This is a genomic window from Gilliamella sp. B2828 (genome assembly GCF_026537125.1).
In the GTDB taxonomy this organism is placed as follows: Bacteria; Pseudomonadota; Gammaproteobacteria; order Enterobacterales; family Orbaceae; genus Gilliamella.
Map to the genome: position 1 here is coordinate 25635 of NZ_JAFNMU010000001.1, position 23356 is coordinate 48990.

21 protein-coding genes and 2 pseudogenes are annotated in these 23356 nt (G+C 35.1%); 8 read left to right on the forward strand and 15 right to left on the reverse strand.

The features are described from left to right. Window positions 1-30 precede the first annotated feature (30 nt). The 12 genes and pseudogenes from trmD to aas all read right to left on the reverse strand — a co-directional run bounded on the left by trmD (window position 31) and on the right by aas (window position 11785). Window positions 31-783, reverse strand: a complete 753-nt coding sequence (gene trmD / locus J3U19_RS00105) for a tRNA (guanosine(37)-N1)-methyltransferase TrmD (protein ID WP_267339693.1) — start codon at window positions 781-783, stop codon at window positions 31-33. Window positions 784-799: 16 nt separating this feature from the next. Continuing rightward, a complete protein-coding gene (gene rimM, locus J3U19_RS00110; protein ID WP_267339692.1) occupies window positions 800-1330 on the reverse strand; it encodes a ribosome maturation factor RimM in 531 nt (176 codons plus the stop codon). 23 nt (window positions 1331-1353) lie between these two features. Continuing rightward, window positions 1354-1602 carry a 30S ribosomal protein S16 gene (rpsP, locus tag J3U19_RS00115; protein ID WP_034900786.1) on the reverse strand — a complete coding sequence of 83 codons (249 nt, stop codon included), beginning with the start codon at window positions 1600-1602 and terminating at the stop codon, window positions 1354-1356. Between the two features lie 221 nt (window positions 1603-1823). Further along, complete coding sequence (locus J3U19_RS00120; protein ID WP_267339683.1) at window positions 1824-2198, reverse strand: DUF956 family protein; 375 nt, start codon at window positions 2196-2198, stop codon at window positions 1824-1826. A 167-nt stretch (window positions 2199-2365) separates the two neighbouring features. Beyond that, entirely contained in the window at window positions 2366-3277 is a 912-nt protein-coding gene (locus J3U19_RS00125) for a PTS system mannose/fructose/sorbose family transporter subunit IID (protein WP_267339682.1), read from the reverse strand. 16 nt (window positions 3278-3293) lie between these two features. Further along, window positions 3294-4094 (reverse strand): PTS mannose/fructose/sorbose transporter subunit IIC, encoded by an 801-nt coding sequence (locus J3U19_RS00130; protein ID WP_267339680.1) that lies wholly within the window; start codon window positions 4092-4094, stop codon window positions 3294-3296. A 23-nt stretch (window positions 4095-4117) separates the two neighbouring features. After that, window positions 4118-4660, reverse strand: a pseudogene (locus J3U19_RS11485) (PTS system mannose/fructose/N-acetylgalactosamine-transporter subunit IIB); the annotation flags it as partial. 51 nt (window positions 4661-4711) lie between these two features. Further along, window positions 4712-5092, reverse strand: a pseudogene (locus J3U19_RS11490) (PTS sugar transporter subunit IIA); the annotation flags it as partial. A gap of 499 nt (window positions 5093-5591) precedes the next feature. Next, window positions 5592-7343: a carboxylesterase family protein gene (locus tag J3U19_RS00140; RefSeq protein WP_267339676.1), complete on the reverse strand. Its 1752-nt coding sequence runs from the start codon at window positions 7341-7343 to the stop codon at window positions 5592-5594. Between the two features lie 200 nt (window positions 7344-7543). After that, entirely contained in the window at window positions 7544-8455 is a 912-nt protein-coding gene (murQ, locus tag J3U19_RS00145) for an N-acetylmuramic acid 6-phosphate etherase (protein WP_267345124.1), read from the reverse strand. Next, window positions 8442-9629: a lysophospholipid transporter LplT gene (gene lplT, locus J3U19_RS00150; protein ID WP_267345125.1), complete on the reverse strand. Its 1188-nt coding sequence runs from the start codon at window positions 9627-9629 to the stop codon at window positions 8442-8444. Before lplT ends, murQ begins: the two co-directional genes overlap by 14 nt. A 14-nt stretch (window positions 9630-9643) precedes the next feature. After that, on the reverse strand, window positions 9644-11785 hold the full coding sequence (gene aas, locus J3U19_RS00155) for a bifunctional acyl-ACP--phospholipid O-acyltransferase/long-chain-fatty-acid--ACP ligase (protein WP_267345126.1): 2142 nt from the start codon (window positions 11783-11785) through the stop codon (window positions 9644-9646). Window positions 11786-11983: 198 nt separating this feature from the next. Here aas and J3U19_RS00160 point away from each other — a divergent pair, with 198 nt between their 5' ends. Beyond that, complete coding sequence (locus J3U19_RS00160) at window positions 11984-12958, forward strand: hypothetical protein (RefSeq protein ID WP_267339671.1); 975 nt, start codon at window positions 11984-11986, stop codon at window positions 12956-12958. Window positions 12959-13014: 56 nt separating this feature from the next. Here the strand turns inward: J3U19_RS00160 and gpsA are convergent, their stop codons facing one another. The 3 genes from gpsA to J3U19_RS00175 are packed head-to-tail and all read right to left on the reverse strand — an operon-like array spanning window position 13015 to window position 15007. Then, on the reverse strand, window positions 13015-14028 hold the full coding sequence (gpsA, locus tag J3U19_RS00165) for an NAD(P)H-dependent glycerol-3-phosphate dehydrogenase (RefSeq protein WP_267345128.1): 1014 nt from the start codon (window positions 14026-14028) through the stop codon (window positions 13015-13017). Between the two features lie 39 nt (window positions 14029-14067). After that, on the reverse strand, window positions 14068-14541 hold the full coding sequence (gene secB / locus J3U19_RS00170; protein WP_267339668.1) for a protein-export chaperone SecB: 474 nt from the start codon (window positions 14539-14541) through the stop codon (window positions 14068-14070). 25 nt (window positions 14542-14566) lie between these two features. Next, window positions 14567-15007, reverse strand: coding sequence for a rhodanese-like domain-containing protein (locus tag J3U19_RS00175; protein ID WP_267339666.1), 441 nt, complete (start codon window positions 15005-15007; stop codon window positions 14567-14569). A gap of 555 nt (window positions 15008-15562) precedes the next feature. On the opposite strand from J3U19_RS00175, the gene glnA reads away from it, so the two are divergent. From glnA to J3U19_RS00210, 7 genes are all read left to right on the forward strand, one after another. Then, the gene (gene glnA, locus J3U19_RS00180; RefSeq protein ID WP_267339664.1) at window positions 15563-16972 is read left to right on the forward strand and encodes a glutamate--ammonia ligase; all 1410 of its coding nucleotides are present in this window, start codon (window positions 15563-15565) and stop codon (window positions 16970-16972) included. 67 nt (window positions 16973-17039) lie between these two features. Next, window positions 17040-18086 (forward strand): nitrogen regulation protein NR(II), encoded by a 1047-nt coding sequence (gene glnL / locus J3U19_RS00185; RefSeq protein WP_267339663.1) that lies wholly within the window; start codon window positions 17040-17042, stop codon window positions 18084-18086. A gap of 14 nt (window positions 18087-18100) precedes the next feature. Beyond that, entirely contained in the window at window positions 18101-19540 is a 1440-nt protein-coding gene (glnG, locus tag J3U19_RS00190; protein ID WP_267339662.1) for a nitrogen regulation protein NR(I), read from the forward strand. A gap of 167 nt (window positions 19541-19707) precedes the next feature. Continuing rightward, window positions 19708-20664 carry a siderophore ABC transporter substrate-binding protein gene (locus J3U19_RS00195; protein ID WP_267345129.1) on the forward strand — a complete coding sequence of 319 codons (957 nt, stop codon included), beginning with the start codon at window positions 19708-19710 and terminating at the stop codon, window positions 20662-20664. Between the two features lie 7 nt (window positions 20665-20671). Continuing rightward, window positions 20672-21631 (forward strand): ABC transporter permease, encoded by a 960-nt coding sequence (locus J3U19_RS00200; RefSeq protein ID WP_267339660.1) that lies wholly within the window; start codon window positions 20672-20674, stop codon window positions 21629-21631. Beyond that, entirely contained in the window at window positions 21621-22592 is a 972-nt protein-coding gene (locus J3U19_RS00205) for an iron chelate uptake ABC transporter family permease subunit (protein WP_267339658.1), read from the forward strand. Before J3U19_RS00200 ends, J3U19_RS00205 begins: the two co-directional genes overlap by 11 nt. Next, complete coding sequence (locus tag J3U19_RS00210) at window positions 22589-23344, forward strand: ABC transporter ATP-binding protein (protein WP_267339656.1); 756 nt, start codon at window positions 22589-22591, stop codon at window positions 23342-23344. The genes J3U19_RS00205 and J3U19_RS00210 overlap by 4 nt, the downstream gene beginning before the upstream one ends. Window positions 23345-23356 lie beyond the last annotated feature (12 nt).

Genomic DNA, 23356 nt, shown 5'->3' on the forward strand with positions numbered 1-23356 from the left:
ATTTTGTCTCTTACTAGTTATACTGAAATATCAACGGCTCGGTTCATCACGATATTCACGTTGGAATTCAGTGAGTAAACGTTGCTCTTCATCAGTCAGAGCTAGATTTTTAAGAAGATCTTCTCTTCTCAACCAAGTTCGTCCCAGTGATTGTTTTAATCGCCAGCGACGAATCGCTTCATGGTGACCAGACATTAACACGTCGGGCACCGCCATTCCATCTAACACCTCAGGCCTGGTATAGTGTGGACAATCGAGTAACCCGTTAGCAAAAGAGTCTTCTTCTGCTGATGATTCGTGATTTAATACACCAGGAATAAATCTTGCTAATGCATCAATCATCGTCATCGCTGGTAATTCACCGCCACTTAACACGTAATCTCCAATTGACCATTCTTCATCAATTTCGGTTTGGATAACGCGTTCATCTATACCTTCATATCGACCACAAATCAAAATCATTTTTTGATATTGCGATAACTCGCCAACACCTTGTTGGTTTAATTTGCGCCCTTGTGGGGAGAGATAGATTACTTTTGTATCGTTACCAGCTACTGTTTTTGCAGCATGAATTGCATCGCGAAGTGGTTGTACCATCATTAACATGCCGGGACCACCGCCATAAGGTCTATCATCGACAGTCTTATGCTTATCATACGCAAAATCGCGCGGGTTCCAATATTCTACTGTTAACAGTCCGTTTTTTACGGCTCGACCAGTCACACCATAACAGGTAATTGCTTGGAACATTTCAGGAAAAAGGCTAATAACGCCAATCCACATATTCTTACCTTACCAATTAAAAAGCAGGATCCCAATCGACCACAATCACTTTTGCTGTTAAATCAACTTGTTTTATAAATTGATCATCCACAAATGGAATTAAACGTTCTGTTGCTCCAAATGCATCTTTTAGATTTGCTTTAACAACCAACACATCATTCGAACCAGTTTCCATTAAGTCAGTCACCTGACCCAAATCATAACCGTTAACTGTTTTTACTCGACAGCCAATCAAATCCTTCCAATAAAAATCACCATTGTTAAGCTCTGGAAATTTTTCAGCATCAACAAATACTTCAAAATTAGTTAATGCATTGGCTTGATCACGATCGTCAACGCCTTTGAGTTTTACAATCATATCCTGATTATGGGGTTTGAAGCTTTCTACGATTACCTCTTGCCATTTACCAGCACGCTGGATATACCAAGGTGTGTAATCGAAAATACTATCTGGAAATTCTGTAAACGAAAAAATTCTGAGCCAACCACGAATGCCGTAGCTAGAACCAAGTTTACCTACAACGATCAGATTCTCAGTATTCATCATTACAGTTACTATTTATTACTTAATTAAGCAGCTTTTTGTGCTTGTTTGATCAATGCATTCACACGATCAGAAACTGTTGCACCTAAACCAACCCAATGATTTACGCGATCAAGATCTAAACGTAATTCTTCTGCTTTACCTTGTGCAATTGGATTAAAAAAGCCAACGCGTTCAATAAAACGACCATCACGTGGGTTACGGCTATCAGTGACAACTACTTGATAAAAAGGGCGCTTTTTAGAGCCACCACGAGCTAAACGAATAGTTACCATAACATCCTCTTAAATTAAAAAATAATCTTTCTTTTGCCCAACATGGACAAAATCAAAGCCCCGAAATTATACTCTTTCTGGAAAAAAGTGCAATGGCTGTTTGTTGATGCTTGGCGTGATATTGCTTGCTTTAAACTTATTTAGTCATGAATGAATAAAAATAATACTGACGATATTTTATTTTTTAGAATCTATTACGTTCTTATATTTAGATATCGCTGCTATTTTTTATTTTTTTTACAAATAAAAGCTCGTTTTAAAACATCAAAAAAGCCTAAAGATCTCACCATTTTTTGACCATCTATATAAACGCGAATCGCTTTTAATGTTTTTTTAGGATTTTCAGAGGCAAAAGTGAAAGTACCATTTTTTTTTGTTTGAATTGAATAACGTGGAATCCATCTGCCACCAAATAATACTGATGCAATGACATAGTCCACTTCATCCCAAGGAATTTGGATATATTTGCGAGGGTCATGCCGATGATAAAATTCAAATGCTTTATCACCAATCATAATATTGCCATATTCAGATAAACCAGTAAAAGCGGTTGCTTTTACAGTCAAATCAATTTTTGTATTCAAAGATTGAACCATCTATTACCTATCCATAGTTAAGGTTGAATTGATAATGCTATCCTTTTCATACACATCGTGTTGTTTGTCACATTGTGTAATGAAAAGGATAATTATTGTTTGACAGAAAGCAAAATTTCATACTGTAACATTATGCTTTCCTAAAACCTCTTTACAAAAATACTGGTTTATAAAAGACCAACTAAATGACCAGCAATACCTACTAAAAATAATCCAACAATGATAATGATTGGCGATACTTTTTTACGTAATAACCACATACAGAAAAACGTTAAAAGTAGCGGAACAAGCCCTGGTATTAATTGATCTAAGTTATTTTGTAATGTGGTGACTTTTTCTTGGGTTAGTGATAATCCACTTTGCATTTGTTGTAATGCTTGTTGGATACCTTGAGCGCCAGCTGGAAGCGAATCCCAGTCAATGAATGCCCCATTGTCTAGTTTAACTGTTGATACAACGGGTTGAAATTTTATTGATACCCACCTTTGTACCAAAGCAGCAAGCACAAACATTCCTAGTATAGATGCACCTTTAGTAATTTTTTGTAGTAAACCACCTGATAGGTTATCTGTGATTTTCGATCCAGTACGATAACCAAATTCTTGCGTATACCACATAAAACCCCAACGTATAATATTCCATAGTAAAAAGAATAAAATAGGGCCCATAATATTACCACTAAGCGCTAATGAAGCACCAAGAGCACCTAGCATTGGTCGTACGGTAAACCAAAACACTGGATCACCCACCCCCGCTAAAGGACCCATCATCCCAACTTTTACCCCTTGAATTGCAACATCATCAACTGCGGCACCGTTAGCGCGCTCTTCTTCTAAAGCAAGTGTTACACCTAAAACGGGTGATGCTAAATATGGATGTGTATTGAAAAACTCTAAATGACGTTTTAACGCTGCTGAACGGTCTTCTTTTGTGGTATATAATTTTTTGATGGCAGGAATCATAGAATAAACCCAACCACCATTTTGCATACGTTCATAGTTCCAAGAACCTTGAAGGAAAGTTGAACGCCAAGCGACTGCTAAACGATCTTTTTTACTTAATTGAATTCTATCTGTCATTTTCTTCTCCAAGTTTCTAGTAATCATTCAAAATATCATCAAGCGGATCACCTTTACTACCGCCATTCGATGAATTGCCACGTTCTGAAAGACTGAGATATATCAGTGCTAATGCGATTCCTAACGCACCAAGGGCAATTAATGTTAATTGGGATAGAGCGGCAACCACAAAGCCAATAATGAAAAACGGCCATACTTCACGGTTTGCCATCATGTTTATTACCATTGCATAACCTACTGCAACAACCATACCACCACCAATAGCCATACCAGTTGTTAACCATTCAGGCATTGCATTTAACGCTTCTTTTACCGTTTCTGCTGGAATGAATAGTAACGCTGCTGCTGGAATGGCAATTCGTAGACCTTGTAAGCAGATGCCTAAAACTTGCAACCATTCGATTTTACGAATATTGCCTTCTTCTGCTGCCGCATCCATCATATGAACTAATGGAACAGCGATAGTTCGTACAATCATGGTTAAAAATAATCCAGCAACCGCAAGTGGAATCGCTACCGCAATTGCTGTTGATACACCAGCAATACCTTGTCCACCTAAAACTAAAATAATCGATGATGCAACGGCGGCTAGTGCGGCATCAGGCGCTACTGCTGCCCCAATATTTGCCCAACCTAACGCAATCATTTGTAGTGATCCACCTAATACTACGCCCGCTTCTAAATTTCCGGTCACAAGTCCAATTAAAGAACATGCAACAAGCGGCTGGTGGAATTGGAATTGATCTAAAATACCTTCTATACCGGCTAGAAAGGCAACAGCTATCACTAATATGATAGCAATGATTGATAATGTCATAATGTATAACCTCGTAAATAAAACTAATCTTTTTGTTCAGCCAACTCTTCTTTTGCTTTTTTCAATAAATCATCCATATTACTATTGGAATCATTTGGTACTTTGCGAACATCAAATTTAACGTTTTTAGCTTTCAATTTTTCAAAAGCATCAACATCATCAGCATTCATAGAAAGTACTTTATTAACCATGACTTTACCTACAGAATGTGCCATTGAACCAATATTAACAACATCAATATCGACGCCACCTTCTATCGCACGTAAAACATCTTGAGGATTTTCAAATAAGAGTAAGGCTTTAGTATTGCCAAATCGAGGATCGTGCGATACTTCAATAATTTTTTTAATTGGCACAACATTGGCTTTAACGCCAGGAGGTGCAGCTTCTTGAATAAGTTTTTTTCTTAGTTCATCTTTCGCTACGGAATCTGAAACCACAATTATACGATTAGGATTGGTTGATTTAGTCCAAGCAGTGGCAACTTGTCCATGTAATAATCGTGAATCAACTCTCGCTAAGACAATTTTCATTTTACCATCACCAAGTACCGTTCCTTCAGGTATTGTGTTAGATACTTGCGTTGCTGATTTGCTTTGATTTGGTGCCTCAACAGTTGCTTTGACACCTTCTCTTGCAGGATCAATAATTGCTGCAGCAATTTCTTTGGCGCTCTCCATTGAAAAACGTGAAGAATAAGCTTCGATAAGCATTGGAAGATTTAAACCTGCGACGATCGCCCAATTACTGTGTTCACCACATAAATTATTAGCCTGATTAAAAGGTGTACCTCCCCATAAATCTACCAGGAATAATACTTCATCTTGATTGTCAAATGTTGCGATTGCTTCCTGCATTCGTTCTTTTAAACTTTCTGGACTATCACTAGGATGCAAGGTAATGGCTTTCACATTTTCCTGCTCTCCAAAGATCATCGATCCTGATTGTAGAATACCTTCAGCAAACTCCCCATGAGTAGCTAGGATAATTCCTACCATATAATTTCCTCCGGATTTTTATATTATTGAATAATATAAATGTGTTATAAAATATTTTTAAAAATTATGACTAACTCAGTTATTTTCTACACTAAAAAATGTTACTTTTTATTACGCAAACAAAGCAAAAAGTTTTTAGTGTCAATCTGATTACCTATTTATCTCATCAACGAATATAGTTATTATATTATAAATTTTATTATTAAATGATAGCATTTGTTAAAATCTGTGACAGGGATAATGGATAATATTTCTAAAAAACATATTGTTAAAATAAAAAAATAGAATAGTCAAAAATAAAAAATTTTATTTTTTATTCCCTAGAATTATGCATTTCTAGACGTTAGGATAATTTCTTAAAGCTTTTCATAGGACATTCAGATTGGTTGGTCACTCAACTTTATTTTATCCATTTGTAAACTTTTGATGATCATTATTAAGCACAATATATGATCATCAAATGATAATACAGAACATATTGTGCATAGCATTACTTAACTTATTTAATCCATAATGATTTATTGTTATACCGTTGATCAAGCTCACTACTAAACCATCGACCGTTTAAAACTTCAGATATGATGACTTTTTTCGTTTTTTGATTAATTGATTGATCATCATCCATTTCATTAAGTACATCGCTGTAAGTCAATTTTTTGCCTCCCATATAAGCAATGGCTTTTACTTTATCTGCATTCATATATAAATAAGCATTATTAGCTTTATTATGTTCAGTAGTCCAGTTATTCCAATAAACTAAATCAGTTCCATTAGGATCACCTGAATGAATAAAATTATTAAGGTATTTTTTTAATGTCATGCTTAATTGTTTGGCGCCTTGAGTTTTATATGCATTACCAATTAACCGATCATAATTTTGAGAATCAGCATCCAATAGTGGTAGGAACACTCCATGAAAAGCTCCAAATAATGCCATGTGTGAACCAACACTATTGCTGTCTTGACCAAATTCTATTTCTAGTCCATAAATTTTGGCCTTATAAAAGGGTGCCATTTTTTGCGCAGAATCTGCTACATTAAATAGGTCATATAAACGTCCCCCATATTTATTGGCAAAATTAAATTCTTTAAGCTTTTTTCCTGTTGGCAAATCATTATTGAAAGTATCACTAAAATAGGGTGATGTTTGGGCAAACAATGAAAATTCGCCGGTACCTGTGAGCATAATCAGTGGTACAGAATTATATTCATGAGTGTTGAAACCATCTTTAGGAATGACATATCCATCATTGTATAAATGTGGAAATACACTCATTCTTATTCCAGCATTTCCCATAAGTGATACCAGTCGTTGTGAAGATACACTATAAAGATAAGTTCTTACATTAGAATTATTGGTTAATAACCAATGATAAGCTTCATCTTGGGTTGGTTTAATTTTATCTTCAACAACAAGGGGAGCGATAGCTTTAGCAAATACTTTTACGCTATCTTGTTTATCTGCGATAGTCATGCCACCACTAAAAGATATAGCCTTTTGAAATTTACCTTTAAAAATAGGTGAGATTAACATTGCCATTACATCTCGCCCGCCAGCAGAAAATCCAGATACAGTTATATTATTAGCGTCTCCACCAAAATGGGTTATATTTTCTTTTATCCAATCTAAGGATTTTGCAATGTCAAGTAGTGCATAATTTCCAGAATCTTCGAGTTTATCGCCAGTTTGTAAGGCTGGAAGCGGATTAAATCCCAACGGTCCTAAACGGTAATTAATTGAGACAAAAATTCCTTCAATGTCATTTACCAGAGTATTTCCTGTCATTTCCTCCGCTTTGCCATTTTGATTATTTCCCCCGTGAATATAAACCAGTACTGGTAAATTATTCGATTTATTATTTGGTCGGTATATATTGAGATTTAAACTATCATCTGATCCGATAACTTTATTATCTTTCAGTTGGAATGCAATTTTGCTTGCTTGGGTTGCATCTAATACTCCTTTCCAAGATTCAGGATCAACAGGTTTTTTCCATCTAAGTTGACCTACTGGTGATTTTGCATAAGGTATACCAGTCCAAACAATAACGTTATTTATTTTATCGAATTGACCTTTTATCATACCATATTGAGTTTGAACTAAAGAGGCATCAGCAATTTGGTTGATATTGGATTGATGATTATCAACAATAGGTAAATTTTTTTCATTACTCGCAAAAGTTGGGAGGGATAGTGCTAATATACCAAGCAAAATTGTGGCTATATTAAGTTGTAATAATGACTTTTTCATAGATTTTCCTTTTTATAAGATTAAACTTACAATCAAAGTTTAATTAGTTTTTTTCAAAAAAATCCATTAATTAATGAACATAGTAACCTTTGAAATTAGAGCAAAATTATTATTTTTATGAATATTTATTTCAAACATTAAGAATGAAAAATTAGACTTGAGTCACAAATTGGGTGAACCAATTTGTGTTTTGTAGTCATTTATGCGGTGTGATTGTTTATTGCTTTGCGAATAGAATCATTATTTTGTAACAATATTTTTTTTGCTTGTAACTCATCAATATTAGCAAGAATCATTAATATTGCTGTTTTACAATGTTTATCGCATTTATTTAATGCAGCCATTGCTATTTCACGAGTACAATCGGTGGATTGCATAACGATCGATATTTGTCGTTCCATGAGTTTGGCATTAGTTGCTTCAACATCAACCATTAAATTACCATAAACTTTGCCGATTTTGATCATGCTTGCGGTAGTGAGCATATTGAGTACTAACTTTTGTGCAGTACCGGCTTTCATTCTTGATGAACCGGTGATCACTTCGGCTCCAACAATTGGGGTAATAGAGATATCCGCCAGTTTAATTATTGGTGCTTGAGGATTACAACATAAACTAATAACGGTTGCCCCCACTGATTTTGCATATTGCATACCTCCTATTACATAAGGCGTACGCCCACTTGCAGCAATACCTACTAAAACATCGTTAACGCTAAAATTAATATTGGCTAAATCGCTGATAGCTTGAGTAGGATCATCTTCCGCGTTTTCAACTGCTTTAAAAATAGCTGATGAGCCGCCAGCAATTAAGCCTATGACCTGCTGTGGTGGCGAACCATAAGTAGGAGGACACTCACTGGCATCTAAAATACCCAATCGCCCTGAAGTGCCAGCACCAAGATAAATTAATCGACCTTGTTTTAAAAAAGTTTGGCTGATAACGTCAACAGCTTGGGCTATATTATAAAGTTCTTTTTCAACAGCTATCGCGACTTGTTTATCTTCATTATTGATAATTTTGAGTATCTCTACTGTTGAACAGTTATCTATGTGTTCGCTATTAGGATTGCGACTTTCGGTTATCATCTCTGAAAGATTAATTTTTTGCATGTTTTTTTAATCCTAACCATAATAATAAAATTATTATGGCAAATAAACCACCAAAACCAACACCAATTGCTATAATGGGTAAATCCAGAGCAACAGCCAAAGTGTAAAGCCCTAACATTACCATCATGGCAGTATACTCACTTAAGTTTTGTACCGAAATCACACTTCCTGCGCCAACAAGTTCTTTACCTATTTTTTGGATAAAAGCATTTAGGGGTACTAAAAAGAAGCCACCTAAAGCCCCAATGATAACTAATAAAATATAAGATGAAATGATATTGCCTTGCAAAGTAAAAGTAATAACCATAATCCCCATCATAATTCCTGCTGGAATACATCGCAATATGTTATTTATAGAAATAAATGTACTGGCCAGTCCTGCACCAATTACAATGCCAATGGCAACAACAGCATTAAGATTAGTCGGTGTTGCATTATCATAAATATCTAAAACGACAGGAACCCAACTAATCAATAAAAAGCGTAAAGTAATACCCGCGCCCCAAAATAGACTTGTGCCTAATAATGTAAACAGTACTTGCTTATTAGTAAATATTATGTTAGTCGTGTTAGCAAAATCTTTGACCATACTTAAAAAATGCCATTGAATTTTTTCTCTTGCAGCGGGTAATTTAGGAATAAAAAAGTTAGCGATAACAGCAAGTCCATACATCAATACACAAGCAAACAATGCCACGCTTACATTGAGATCGGCAATATGTCCACCAGCTAATGACCCAAGCAAAATAGCAGCAATTGTTGATGCTTCAATTAACCCGTTGGCTTTTACTAAATTATCGCCGCTGGTAAGTTCTCCTAAAATTCCATATTTTGCAGGAGAGTATGCGGCTGCACCCATACCAACTAAGAAATAGCCTACAAATGGACTTAAGTTTAAACAGACGCAACCGGCACCCAATAATTTTATACCGTTTGAAATCATCATCACTTTTCCTTTGGGCATACTATCAGCAAATTGACCAACAAAAGGGGAAAGTAAAATGAAAGGCACAACAAAACCTATCTGTAATGCTGACTGACTCCATTCGGGATAATGTAAATTTTTAATGAACGCCAATATGGCAAAAAAGATCGCATTATCGGAAAAGGCTGAAAAAAATTGCGCTAGCATGGTTGCAACCATGCCTTTATTTAATAATGGGCGTTGGTTCATAAGATATCCTTAAATTATTGGTCAGCCATTTTTCGTAAGGTCATAAAATCAACTTTACCTGTACCAAGAAGCGGTAACTCTTTAATAATACGAATATCACGCGGTATAGCTAATGCAGGAATACCCAGTTCTTGAGCTTTTAGATTGAGTTGTTCTCGATTTAACTCAGATGATGTGGTAAATAATACAATCGCTTCTCCTTTAGCAGCATCACTTTTTACTGTTGCACCGTGCATCGCTTGAGGATCGACTTTTTTAGCAAGAGCTTCAACACTTTCTAATGAGATCATTTCACCTGCAATTTTAGCAAATCGTTTCACTCGTCCTTTGATTGTCATAAAACCTTGATTATCAATATAAACAATGTCACCGGTATCATACCAATCTTTTTCCGATTGTCCTTGTTCATTGGTCACAATTGGTTTTTCCAGTTTACCTGGGTTTTCTACTCGTAAGTACCCTTTCATAACATTAGGCCCCTTAACGAGCAATTCTCCGCCATCAGAAATACCTGGAATTGAGATTAATTTAGCTGTCATACCCGGTAATAAACGGCCTACAGTACCAGTTTTAAATGCCATTGGAACATTCAGTGATACAACCGGTCCGCATTCAGTAACACCATAACCTTCTAGAATACGAATGCCATATTTATCTTTCCATTGTTCACGAACTGCGTCAGATAGTTTTTCCGCACCAGCGATCACATAACGTAGTCGCATAAAATCATACGGGTGCGCATAACGGGCATAGTTAGCCAAGAAAGTAGGTGTACCAAATAGAACAGTACAATCTTGGTCATAAATTATTTCAGGCACCATACGATAATGTAAAGGATTGGGATATAAGAAAGTACGGCTACCAGAAAATATTGGTAAAAATAGTCCAGCGGTGATACCAAAAGCATGGAATAAAGGTAATGCAGACATAAATCGGTCGGCAGGCGTTGGGTCAATCACGGTTCGAATTTGCTCAACATTGGCAAGTAAACTACCATGACTATGCACAACACCTTTGGGATTACCTTCAGAGCCTGATGTAAATAGTACTAAAGCTTCGTCATCACAGGATTGATCTTGTTTAACCAAACGCGGAATAAATTGGTGAACGGTAACATAAAGCTTATCGGTAAATGTTAAACTGTTACGTAAATCTTCTAAAAAATACCATTTAACATTTTTGATTTCTTCAAGTAAATAGTCGAGTTTTCCTTTTTGGATGAATTTACGTGAAGTGATAATAGTTTTGATTTCAGTTGCAGTGATAGCGCAGGTTAAACCTTTTGTTCCTGCAGTATAATTGAGCATTGCTGGAATGCGGTTTTTTACCGATAAACCAAAAATGGTAGCAACGGTAATAGTTGAATTGGGTAATAGAACTCCAACACGTTCTTTTTTATTAGTGAATTTAGAAACGATGCAACTAATGCCAATAATTTGTTTGATGAGATTGCGATAAGATGCTTCATTAGTTGTAGGATCTTGTACCATTCGTGATTTCACGCCATAGCGCACTTGAGCTTCAAGCAATGCTTCAAAAAGGGTTAATTTTGGACGACTTCCCATTCGAGCATTCATCATTATTTGATGAAGTCTTTCACCGGCAATATAGCGTCTTTCGCTAGCTTTAGGTGCATTAGGCATAGGAATGGATGTTGGTTCAAGCACATGAATCACTATTTTGGGGAATAAGTGGCGTTTAAATAATCCTTTTAAGCGGCTGGTGATGGTAAATTCAGCACCTTCAATCCAGACAGGTACAATGGTTGCTTGAGATCGGGCAGCAACAAAAGCAGCACCATCATAAACTTTCATTAGTGAGCCTGTAACTGTAATTCTTCCTTCAGGAAAAATTACAATAGGTCGGCCTTTTTCAATTTCACGAACTAAGCGTTTAATAGCCATTGGGTTAACGGGATCCATTGGCACAAAGTCTACATAATGTTTAGCTAAGCGTACTAACCAATGATTGATATAACCTGCGTAGATAGCAAATACAGGTCTTACTGGTAAAAAAACGCCGATTAGAATACCATCAAGGAAAGAAACGTGATTGGGTGTGATAAGCAATCTGTCTTGTTCTAAATTTTTAAGATTACCATGAACTTTGACATGGAATAGCATCTTTAATAAGATTTTTAATGTTTTAAATAACATCTGAATTCTCAATTATCGTGTAAAATTGCACCATGTAATAATAGTGAAAATAATTAAAATATACAAGAAATGTAAATATTTTTAAATAAACAATATAAAACATATTGTTATGTATTAAAATGGTGATGTTCAATCTAAAAATAGATGATAAATACATAAAATACGTAAATAAATAGTAAAGAACAATAAGGGATCAAAATGCTCATTTTAACAGCTAAAGATATTGAAAAATTCTACACTATGTCAGAAGCAATAGCCGCTGATAAACAAGCTTTAAAAATTTATACTCAAGGAAAAAGTGATGTACCATTACGTATCAATTTCGATATGCAAAAAGGACAATGCTTGTTTATGCCGGCCTATATAAAAGGTCAAGATATTGTCGGTATTAAAATAGTTTCGGTATTTCCAGATAATCCCAAATTAGGTAAACCCTCTGTACCGGCTCAAGTCATGATGATCGATCCACAAACTGGTGAAGTCTGTGCCATGTTAGATGGTACTTTTGTGACCCAACTTAGAACGGGCGCTGTGCAAGGTGCTGCAACCGATCTTTTAGCCCGTAAAGATTCTAAGCGGGCAGTGTTGATAGGTACAGGTGGACAAGCTGCTTCACAATTGGAAGCAATGTTAACCGTTCGTCCATTAACAGATGTGGCAATCTTTGGACTTGATGCTAATAAAGGGCAACAATTTACCGAAGCAATGAAGAAACGATTTGAACATTTTTCTGTTAATCTTTATTTTTCTTACAATATTGATGAAGATATTCATCAAGCGGATATCATTACCTCTGTCACCACGTCAAAAGAGGTAACTTTTAATGGAGATTTAGTTAAGCCAGGCACTCATATCAATGGTGTAGGGGCATACATGCCAGACATGCATGAGATCCCAAGTAATATTGTAGAAAAAGCCGAAATTCGAGTACTTGATACGAAAGGAGGTGTGTTTGCTGAAGCGGGGGATATTATTGATCCGCTTCACCAAAAAATAGTATCAAAAGATGATTTTTTAGAATTAGGTGATTTAATTTTAAATCCGCAACTTTGTCGTCAAAATGAGCAGCAAATTACTTTATTTAAATCGGTTGGAACAGCAGTACTTGATGTCTATGTTGGTTATGACATTTACCTTAAAGCAAAAGAAAATGGTATTGGCTTAAACATCTAAAAAAAACCTGAAATTTGTAAAAAAGTTTCAGGTTAACTATACATTTAAGTAAAAGATTAGCTTTTTAACTCTTCTTTTTTAGAACGTCCAAGTAATGCCATGGCAGCTTGTTTGGGATCTTTATGCTCATATAAAATTTGATATATTTGTTCAGTAATAGGCATATCAACATGGTACTTTTGAGCGAGTGACCAAACCTCTTTTGTGTTTTTACAACCTTCGACAACTTGAGCAATGATATTTTGGGCCTCTTGAATAGATTTATTCTGACCAAGTAATATTCCAAAGCGACGGTTACGGGATTGATTGTCTGTGCATGTTAAAACTAGATCGCCAAGTCCTGCCATTCCCATAAAAGTTGCAGGATCAGCTCCCAATACTTCACCTAAACGCATCATTTCGGCGAGTCCTCGGGTGATTAACGCCGTTCTAGCATTAGCACCAAACCCTAAACCGTCTGAAAGACCTGCGCCGATAGCAATAACATTTTTTATTGCGCCACCGAGCTGTACTCCTATAAAGTCTTTGCTACTATAAACACGAAAACTTTTACTACAGTGAAATAGACTTTGCAATTCAGATAAAAATTGCTCATTAGTTGATGCGACGGTTACTGCTGTTGGAGAACCTGAAGCCACTTCTTTGGCAAATGTTGGTCCAGAGATAACCGCTAATGGAATGTGATCACCCAAAATTTCTCGAGCTACATCTTGTAACAATCTGCCTGTATCAACTTCAAGCCCTTTTGTTGCCCAAACAATTTTGTTGTCTTTTCTTAAAAACGGCTTAATTTTTTTCAAAATACTACCAAAAGCGTGGCTTGGTACAACAATTAATAAAATAGGTGAAGCCGCAACTGCGGTTTTTAGATCGGCTTCAATTTGAAGCTGGTCAGGAAAAGGAATATCCGGTAAAAACTGCCTATTTTGCCTGTCATGCTGCAAAACAGTCATTTTATCAGGGTTATGTCCCCACAATAATGTAGGGTGGCCATTTCGAGCTAGCAAGATAGCTAAAGACGTTCCATAAGAACCCGCTCCAATAACTGTCACGGCAGCATTTTTTTTCATAATAATCCAAAAAACTTTCTATTGATTTAAACACTACAACTATTGCAATGTTTCGGTTGACTCAGCTTCAGCTTGTTGCTGAATATAGTTCATATATAGTGCTTCAAAATTTACTGGTTCTAAATTTACTTGTGGGAATGATCCTTTATTTACTAAGTTAGAAATCACTTCACGTACGTAAGGGAACAAAATATTTGGGCAATAAGAACCAACACAATGTTGAACTTGGTTTTCATCAAATCCAATAAGTGAAAAAATACCGGCTTGGGTCACTTCACAAATATACACAATCTCATCTTGCTGTTTTACCGTGACCGTCACACGTAATGCAACTTCATAAACCCCTTCATTTAAGATTTGCGAGGATGAATTTAACTCTAAATTCATATCGGGTTGCCATTGTTTAGTAAAAATTTCAGGTACATTATTAGTTTCAAATGAAACATCTTTAGTATAAATACGCTGAATTGCAAATTGTGTTTCAGGTTGTTGTGTATTATTTTGTTCTGTCATGATAAAACCTTATTTTTGAATAATATTATTTTTTAACTAGTGGTAAATTTTCGCCATTCCAGCCTGCAATGCCATCTTTCAATACAGACACATTTAAAAAGCCTTGTTTGACAAGTGTTTCACCAATACTCGCTGATGATAAACCATTTTCGTCAATCAAAATTATGGTGTTTTCTTTAAATTTTTCAATTAATTTTGAACTGGAATTTTTAATATCGATAGGCAAAACATTATGAGCGTCGGTGATATGACCTTTTTTAAAGCTATCAGCCGATCGAATATCAATAATAACTGCATTTTCTTTGTTAATCATATGGATTGCTTGAGCATTATCAACAACTCTAACTTTTGATAGTTTACTTTTAATAGTTAGTACAATAATTGTGATAAATAGTGCAATCCAACCTAATGAAAGCAAAAGATGATTTTTTACAAAAGGTAGAATTTCGAGTGTTATAAAGTCCATACTTATATAATTACCTAATTTTTTAATAATAAGGCAAGATTATAACGGTATTATGCATTGAAATACAGAGCTAAAGGAGAAAACTTAATTTACATGGAACCGTATTAATTTAAGGTTGGATTTTAGATAACTTTAATAAGTTATCTTAATTTTATGTTTTTTATAAGCCTATTTTAGTTATGTGCTGTTATTTAAAATCCAATTATGCATTATTCTTTATTATTCATGTTTTTTGTTTGGTGATTAGATGATTCGCTTAAGAAAAATGTCAATTTAAAAAACGAAATGGATCTTGCATAATGACTTATATGGTAAAATTTCTCTATTTTAGGGCATTAAAACGATAATTTTTTGAATGATGAGTAATTTTGGTGCGTTGATTTGGTGCTTATTGCTTTAATTTGGTGCAATTTGTGCATTTATGTTACTATCATCAAAGATAAATCCACTAAAACAATATGATTAAAGAATGGCATCATATTTGCATAATTATAAACAATTCGGCAAGAATGCCTTTTAAACTGAACAATTATTTGTCCTCAATGGAGAAGATACATGTCTATACAAAGAGTTTTAACGCTAATTAAAGAAAATGATGTGAAATTTGTTGATTTACGTTTTACTGATACTAAGGGTAAAGAGCAACATGTTACTATTCCGGTTAGCCAAATTGATACTGATTTTTTTGAAGATGGTAAAATGTTTGATGGCTCATCAATTGCAGGTTGGAAAGGTATTAACGAATCAGATATGGTATTAATGCCAGATTCATCAAGCGCGGTTATTGACCCATTTTTTGAAAGTGTGACATTAAATATACGTTGTGATGTTTTAGAACCAGCTACATTGCAAGGTTATGATCGTGATCCTCGTTCGATAGCTAAACGTGCAGAAGACTTCTTAAAATCATCAGGTATTGCTGACACTGTTATTTTTGGACCAGAACCTGAGTTCTTTTTATTTGATGATGTACGTTTTGGTTCGCCGATGTCAGGCAGTTTTGTTCATATTGATGATATCGAAGCGGCTTGGAATTCAGGCACTAAATATGAAGAAGGTAACAAAGGGCATCGTCCTGGTGTAAAAGGGGGGTATTTTCCACTTCCACCGGTTGATTCATCACAAGATATTCGCTCTGAAATGTGCTTGATTATGGAACAACTTGGTTTAATCGTTGAAGCTCATCACCATGAAGTTGCTACAGCAGGTCAAAACGAGATTGCTTGTCGTTTTAACACATTAACTAAAAAAGCTGATGAAGTTCAAATTTATAAATATGTTGTTCAAAATGTTGCTCACGCCTATGGTAAAACTGCAACGTTTATGCCAAAACCAATATTTGGTGATAACGGTTCAGGTATGCATTGCCACCAATCACTTGCTAAAGATGGAGTAAACCTTTTTGCGGGTGATAAATATGCCGGTCTATCTGAAATGGCATTATTTTATATTGGTGGAATTATTAAACATGCTAAAGCAATCAATGCATTTACTAACCCAGCCACTAACTCTTATAAACGTTTAGTACCAGGTTATGAAGCACCAGTTATGCTTGCTTATTCAGCTCGTAACCGTTCTGCATCTATTCGTATTCCTGTTGTTACAAGCCCTAAAGCTCGCCGTATTGAAGTTCGTTTTCCCGATCCATCAGCGAATCCATATTTAGCGTTTGCAGCACAGTTAATGGCTGGTTTAGATGGCATTATCAATAAAATTCATCCAGGTGATGCGATGGATAAAAACTTATATGATTTACCACCAGAAGAATCTAAATTAATTCCGCAAGTGGCTGGCTCATTGGAAGAGGCACTAGAAGCATTAAATTTAGATCGTGAATTTTTAACTCGTGGTAACGTATTTACTAATGACACTATAGATGCTTATATCGATTTAAAACGTCAAGATGTGGATCGTGTTCGTATGACACCACATCCAGTTGAATTTGAATTGTATTATAGTCTATAAGTAAAAACTTTATATCTTAACCACCACTATTTAGTGGTGGCTTCTTTAAGAGGACGGAAATCCAACGATGACATTTGATAATGAATCTGATGCTAATCTTGTTCTCGATTCGATGATCACAAGTATTTTGTTATTAGATAAGAAACTCAATATTTTTTATGCTAATACTGCCGCACAACAATTACTAGCGCAAAGTTCCAAAAAATTATTAGAAAGTTATTTTCCAGATTTATTGAGTTATTTTTCCTTAGATATTGAATTAATGCTTAATGCATTAGAAAAAAATCAAGGTTTTACGGATAATGAAGTTAATTTAGTTGTTAACAATGAATTGCATATCTTATCGTTAACGGCACAATTATTAACAAATGGTCATGTATTGATAGAAATGGCTCCATTAAATAATCATAAGCGCTTGAGCCAGGAACAATTGCAACAAGCCCAACAAAGTGCAGCACGAGAATTAGTTAGAGGGCTTGCTCATGAAATAAAAAATCCACTTGGTGGTCTTAGAGGTGCCGCTCAATTATTATCACGTGAACTACCTAAAAATGAATTGCAAGATTATACACAAATAATTATTGAACAAGCAGATAGATTAAGGAATCTTGTAGATAGGTTACTTGGTCCCCAACAGCGATTGCAGCAAAAGGAACAGAATATTCACAAAGCAATTGAGCGAATATATGCACTGCTTTGTTTAGAAAAACCTTTCAATGTTGTTATTTTACGTGATTATGATCCCAGTTTGCCTGAATTCATTCATGATTCAGAGCAGATTGAGCAGGTGATTTTAAATATTGTTCGTAACGCTTTACAAGCTATTGGTTCTAAAAGTGGAACTATAACAATTAGAACAAGAACAGCGTTTCAAGTTACTTTACATGGCCAGCGTTATCGTCTATGTGCGCGCATAGATATTGAAGACAATGGACCAGGTGTTCCTGTTCAGATACAAGATACACTGTTTTATCCAATGGTAAGTGGTTATGAAGGCGGTACGGGTATTGGGCTTTCAATTGCACATAATATTGTCGATCAACATCACGGTAAAATTGAATTTAATAGTTGGCCTGGGCATACAGAGTTTTCTGTTTATCTGCCAATTAAGTAGTGAGGTAAATTAAAATGAATGTTTGGATTGTTGATGATGATAGCTCTATTCGTTGGGTATTAGAAAAGGCGTTAACCAATGCTCATTTTAACTGTATTAGTTTTTCAAGTGGTCAAGAAGCAATAGATGCTCTAGTTAATAATCCACAAAAGCCCGCAGTGTTAATCTCAGATATAAAAATGCCTGGGCTGGATGGTTTTACATTACTTCATTATGTTAAAGAACAATATCCTGATTTACCTGTTATTATTATGACAGCCCATTCAGATCTTGATGCTGCAGTGAATGCATATCAAAGAGGAGCTTATGATTATATTCCTAAGCCATTTGATGTTGATGAAGTAATTCAACTCGTAGAGCGAGCAATAATTCAAACTCAAAGTAGTAAAAATAGTAATAATACAACCTCTAAAGCGTCAACTGGTATTATTGGTGAAGCACCTGCAATGCAAGAAGTGTTTCGTATTATTGGGCGTTTATCTAAATCTTCAATAAGTGTTTTAATTAATGGAGAGTCTGGAACGGGTAAAGAACTTGTTGCTAAAGCACTGCATACTCATAGTCCTCGCTCGCAATCACCATTTATCGCGCTTAATATGGCTGCAATTCCTAGAGACCTTATTGAATCTGAACTGTTTGGGCATGAAAAAGGTGCCTTTACAGGAGCAGCTCAAATTCGTCATGGACGATTTGAACAAGCTAATGGCGGTACATTATTTTTAGATGAAATTGGGGATATGCCACTTGATGTACAAACAAGATTATTAAGAGTGTTGGCTGATGGACAGTTTTATCGTATTGGTGGTTATTCGCCAGTCAAAGTCGATGTACGTATTATTGCGGCAACTCACCAAGATTTAGAAGCGAGAGTGAGAGAAGGAAAATTTAGAGATGATCTGTTTCATCGTTTAAATGTTATTCGTATTTTATTACCTCCACTACGTGAGCGAGCTCAAGATATTCCAAAACTGGCAGCACATTTTTTACACACTACGGCAAAAGAGTTGGGGGTAGAAAGTAAAGTATTGAGTCTTGAAGCCTTAGATGTTTTATGTAAGTTTAATTGGTCAGGTAATGTTCGTCAGCTTGAGAATGCTTGCCGTTGGGTCACAGTTATGTCTTCTAGTAAAGAAATACTTGTGCAAGATTTACCACCAGAGTTATTGCAATTAAATGTGCCTAAAAACATTTTAAGTCGGGATGTTAGCATTAAACAGAGTAATCAAGAACAAATAAATATTGAATGGCAATATCAGCTCGAACAGTGGGCTAAAGAAGCATTACTTGCAGGGAAAGTTGGCATTTTAACCAAGGTCGTTGCTGATGTTGAGCGTATTTTATTAAATTGTGCCTTGAATTTTACTCGTGGGCATAAACAAGATGCCGCCCATCTATTAGGTTGGGGGCGTAATACATTGACTAGAAAGCTTAAAGAGTTATCTGATGATAAATAATTTATCATGCTCTAATGCTGTTTTTATCAAATTCTTTAGTATTATTTTGCTGTTTGTTTAAAGTTCATTGAACACTTATTTATTTTTAGTTACAATTTGGCGTAAATGATAATTATTATATTTATCATTTATGCGCTTTTGAACTAAGCTAATAATTAGGAGTTACAATGTATTCATCTATCAAAATTAAATTTTTAGTATTACTGGCCGCTTTATTTGCGTTGGTTGGTTGTGACAATAAAAAAGATACACCTACCGATAATAAAACATCAATCGTTATTGAACACGCCCAAGGTAAAACAGACGTTCCTGAAAATCCGAAAAAAGTAGTGGTATTTAATACTGCAACATTAGATATTATCGATGCATTAAATATTCCTGTTACAGCGGTTCCTCAATCAGATGTACATTTTCCAGAGTTTTTATCAAAATATGCAGACAAAGCTTATACTAATGTCGGTACTTTATTTGAACCAAATTACGAAGTACTAAGTACACTCCAACCCGATGTGATTATTGCTGGTGGACGTGCAAATGATGCGTATAAAAAATTAAGTGACATTGCACCGACAATCTCGCTTGATCTCGATCCAAATAATTTCTTAGCTAGCTTAACGCAGCGTACAGAACAGTTAGGTCATATTTTTGGTAAACAACAAGAAGCTAAAAAATTACTTGCTGATTTTAATCAAAAAATTGAACAGTTAAGTCCAAAAGCAAGCACAGCAGGAACAGCCTTAGTTATTATGATTAATGGTGGCAAAATGTCTGCTTATGGACCAAAATCACGTTTTGGCTTCATTTTTGATGTACTTGGTTTTAAACCTGCAACCATATTTCAGGAAGCAGGGCTCCATGGTAATGCGATTACTTCTGAGTTTGTACTAAGCGTTAATCCTCAATGGTTATTTGTTCTAGATAGAGACAATGCAATTGGTAATAAAGAAGCTCAATCAGCACAGCAAGTTTTAAATAATGAATTAATTTCTAAAACGGATGCATGGCAACAAAATCACATTGTTTATTTAGATTCAACATCAATGTATATTTCAGGTGGTACTCAAACTTATAGTCGTTTAATGGACCAAATAAGTGATGTTTTAAACAAAACATCAGCTAACTGAATAAACCATGACTAAAAGAGTTTATTTTATTGCAGGCATTGTTTTTTTATTAACAATGACTGCATTGAGCTTATTTATTGGTGCAGGGCATGTAAAGTTAGTCGATCTTTGGTCTGACAGTAATATGCAACAAATTTTTTTTGTTAGTCGCGTTTCCAGAACGGTGGCTTTACTTTTAGCGGGTAGTGCCATGAGCATTGCCGGTTTAATAATGCAACTCCTTACCCAAAATCGATTTGTCGAACCATCTCTAGTCGGAACTACTCAATCAGCTAGTTTGGGTTTATTAGTGATGATGGTACTCGCTCCAGGCGCAAGTGTTATGATGAAAATGTTGGTAGCGAGTTTGTTTGCTATGGCTGGTACCGTGTTATTTATGTTTATTTCTCGCAAAATTATTTTTAAAACAGCCCTTATGGTACCACTTATTGGAATGATGCTTGGTGCAGTAATTAGTGCCATTTGTACTTTTTTTGCTATGTATTTTGATTTATTGCAATCTCTTGTAGGTTGGGAATCCGGTGATTTTTCAGGTATTTTACAAGGTCGTTATGAATTATTGTGGTTAGTAGGGGGTATCACCTTGTTTGCTTGCTGGAGTGCAGATCGTTTTACGGTTGCGGGACTGGGACGTGACTTTTCTGTTAATGTTGGGCTTAATTATAATCAAGTGATGTTAACCGGACTTATTGTGGTAGCTCTTATTGGTGGGATTGTCGTTGTCGTTGTTGGTGTATTGCCATTTTTAGGTTTGATTGTTCCTAACATAGTCAGTTTAATGTTTGGTGATAACGTTCGTAAAACCATCCCTTGGATATGTTTGTTCGGAAGTGGGTTAGTGTTACTTTGTGATATTATTGGACGAGTTATCCGCTATCCGTTTGAAATACCTGTTAGTGTAATTCTTGGTGTGGTAGGGGCAATTATTTTTTTAGTGTTGTTGAGTACTAAACGTCATGCTAGTTAATCAAAAACGCCTCATTTCAACTCGAAAAACCATAGTATTTTTACTAATTATTGCCGTTTTTTGTGTTGTTTTATTTATGGCATTTAATTTAAAAGGTAATATTAGTTACATTCTACGCCATCGGGCTTGGATTGTCTTAACAATGATTTTAGTGGCTTTTTCTGCTGCAACTTCGACTCTGCTTTTCCAAACTGTTACGAATAATCGAATTTTGACCCCTTCTATAATGGGATTTGAATCTTTGTTTGTGTTAATTCAAACGATGATAATCTTTTTTATTGATGCGCAAGGTATTCCTTATATTGGCATTGTTGGTAAATTTGTCTTTGAATCATTACTGTTAATTTTATTTTCTCTATTTTTGTATCGAGGTTTATTTACCAAACTTAAACAAAATCTGCATTTAGTTTTATTAATTGGGATTATTTTAGGGACACTGTTTCGTAGCTTTTCCAATTTACTACAACGTTTAATGGCTCCGAGTGAATTTGCAGTATTGCAAAGCCGAATTTTTGCAACATTTACTCGAGCTGAACCCGTATTAATTGTCTTTTCGTTAGTTATTTCCAGCATAATTGGTCTTTTTTTATGGCGAATGCGATTCAAGTTTGATGTACTGGCTCTAGGACGTGATAATGCGATTAATCTAGGTGTCGATTATCAAAGAAGTGTCACCATTATTTTATTACTCGTTTCGGTTTTAGTTTCAATATCAACAGCACTTGTTGGTCCTTTTACTTTTCTTGGTCTGCTTATTGCCAATTTAGCGTATAGCATCAGTGGTTCCGGTCAACATCGCTTTTTATTACCAACAGCTTTTTTATTAGGTGTGATTTTTCTTGTTGGTGGACAGATGTTTTTAGAACATGTTTTAAATATGGTAGGTGCATTATCTATTGTAATTGAATTTATTGGTGGTTCATTGTTTATCTTCTTATTATTGAAAAAGGTTCCAATGTGATAGAAATTGATAATATTAGTAAAAAATATCAAACTTTACCGGTATTAAAAAATGTGAGTGCAACAATATCACAAGGTGGTATTACAGCGATTATTGGTCCAAATGGTGCAGGTAAATCGACATTATTATCAATTATTAGTCGATTATTACTAGCTGATGAGGGCCTAGTAAAGATTCAAAACATGGATGTGGTTAATACGCCAAGTGATAAACTTGCAACCTATCTTTCAGTATTAAGACAAGAAAATCGTTTTACTAGTAGACTTACTGTTTCTGAGTTAGTAGGTTTTGGTCGATATCCTTATAGCAAAGGGCGATTAACTAAAGATGATTTAGCACATATTAATCGCGCTCTTGAATTTTTAAATTTAACAGAATATAAAGATCGATTTTTAGATGAACTTTCAGGAGGACAACGACAACGTGCTTATGTTGCAATGGTTCTTTGTCAAGACACAGAATATGTATTACTTGATGAACCTCTAAATAATCTTGATATGAAGCATGCGGTTGCAATGATGAAACAGTTACGTCGTGCAGCAGATGAGTTGGGGAAAACTATTGTTATTGTCATTCACGATATTAATTTTGCTTCGGTCTATTCTAACTATATTCTTGCAATGAAAAATGGAGAATTAATTTATCAGGGAAATCCAAATCAGGTAATGGATTCAACTATTTTAGAGGATATTTTTGATACTCCCGTTAAAATAGAAAAAATACATAATCAAAATATCGCAATCTATTATTGATAGATAATTAAT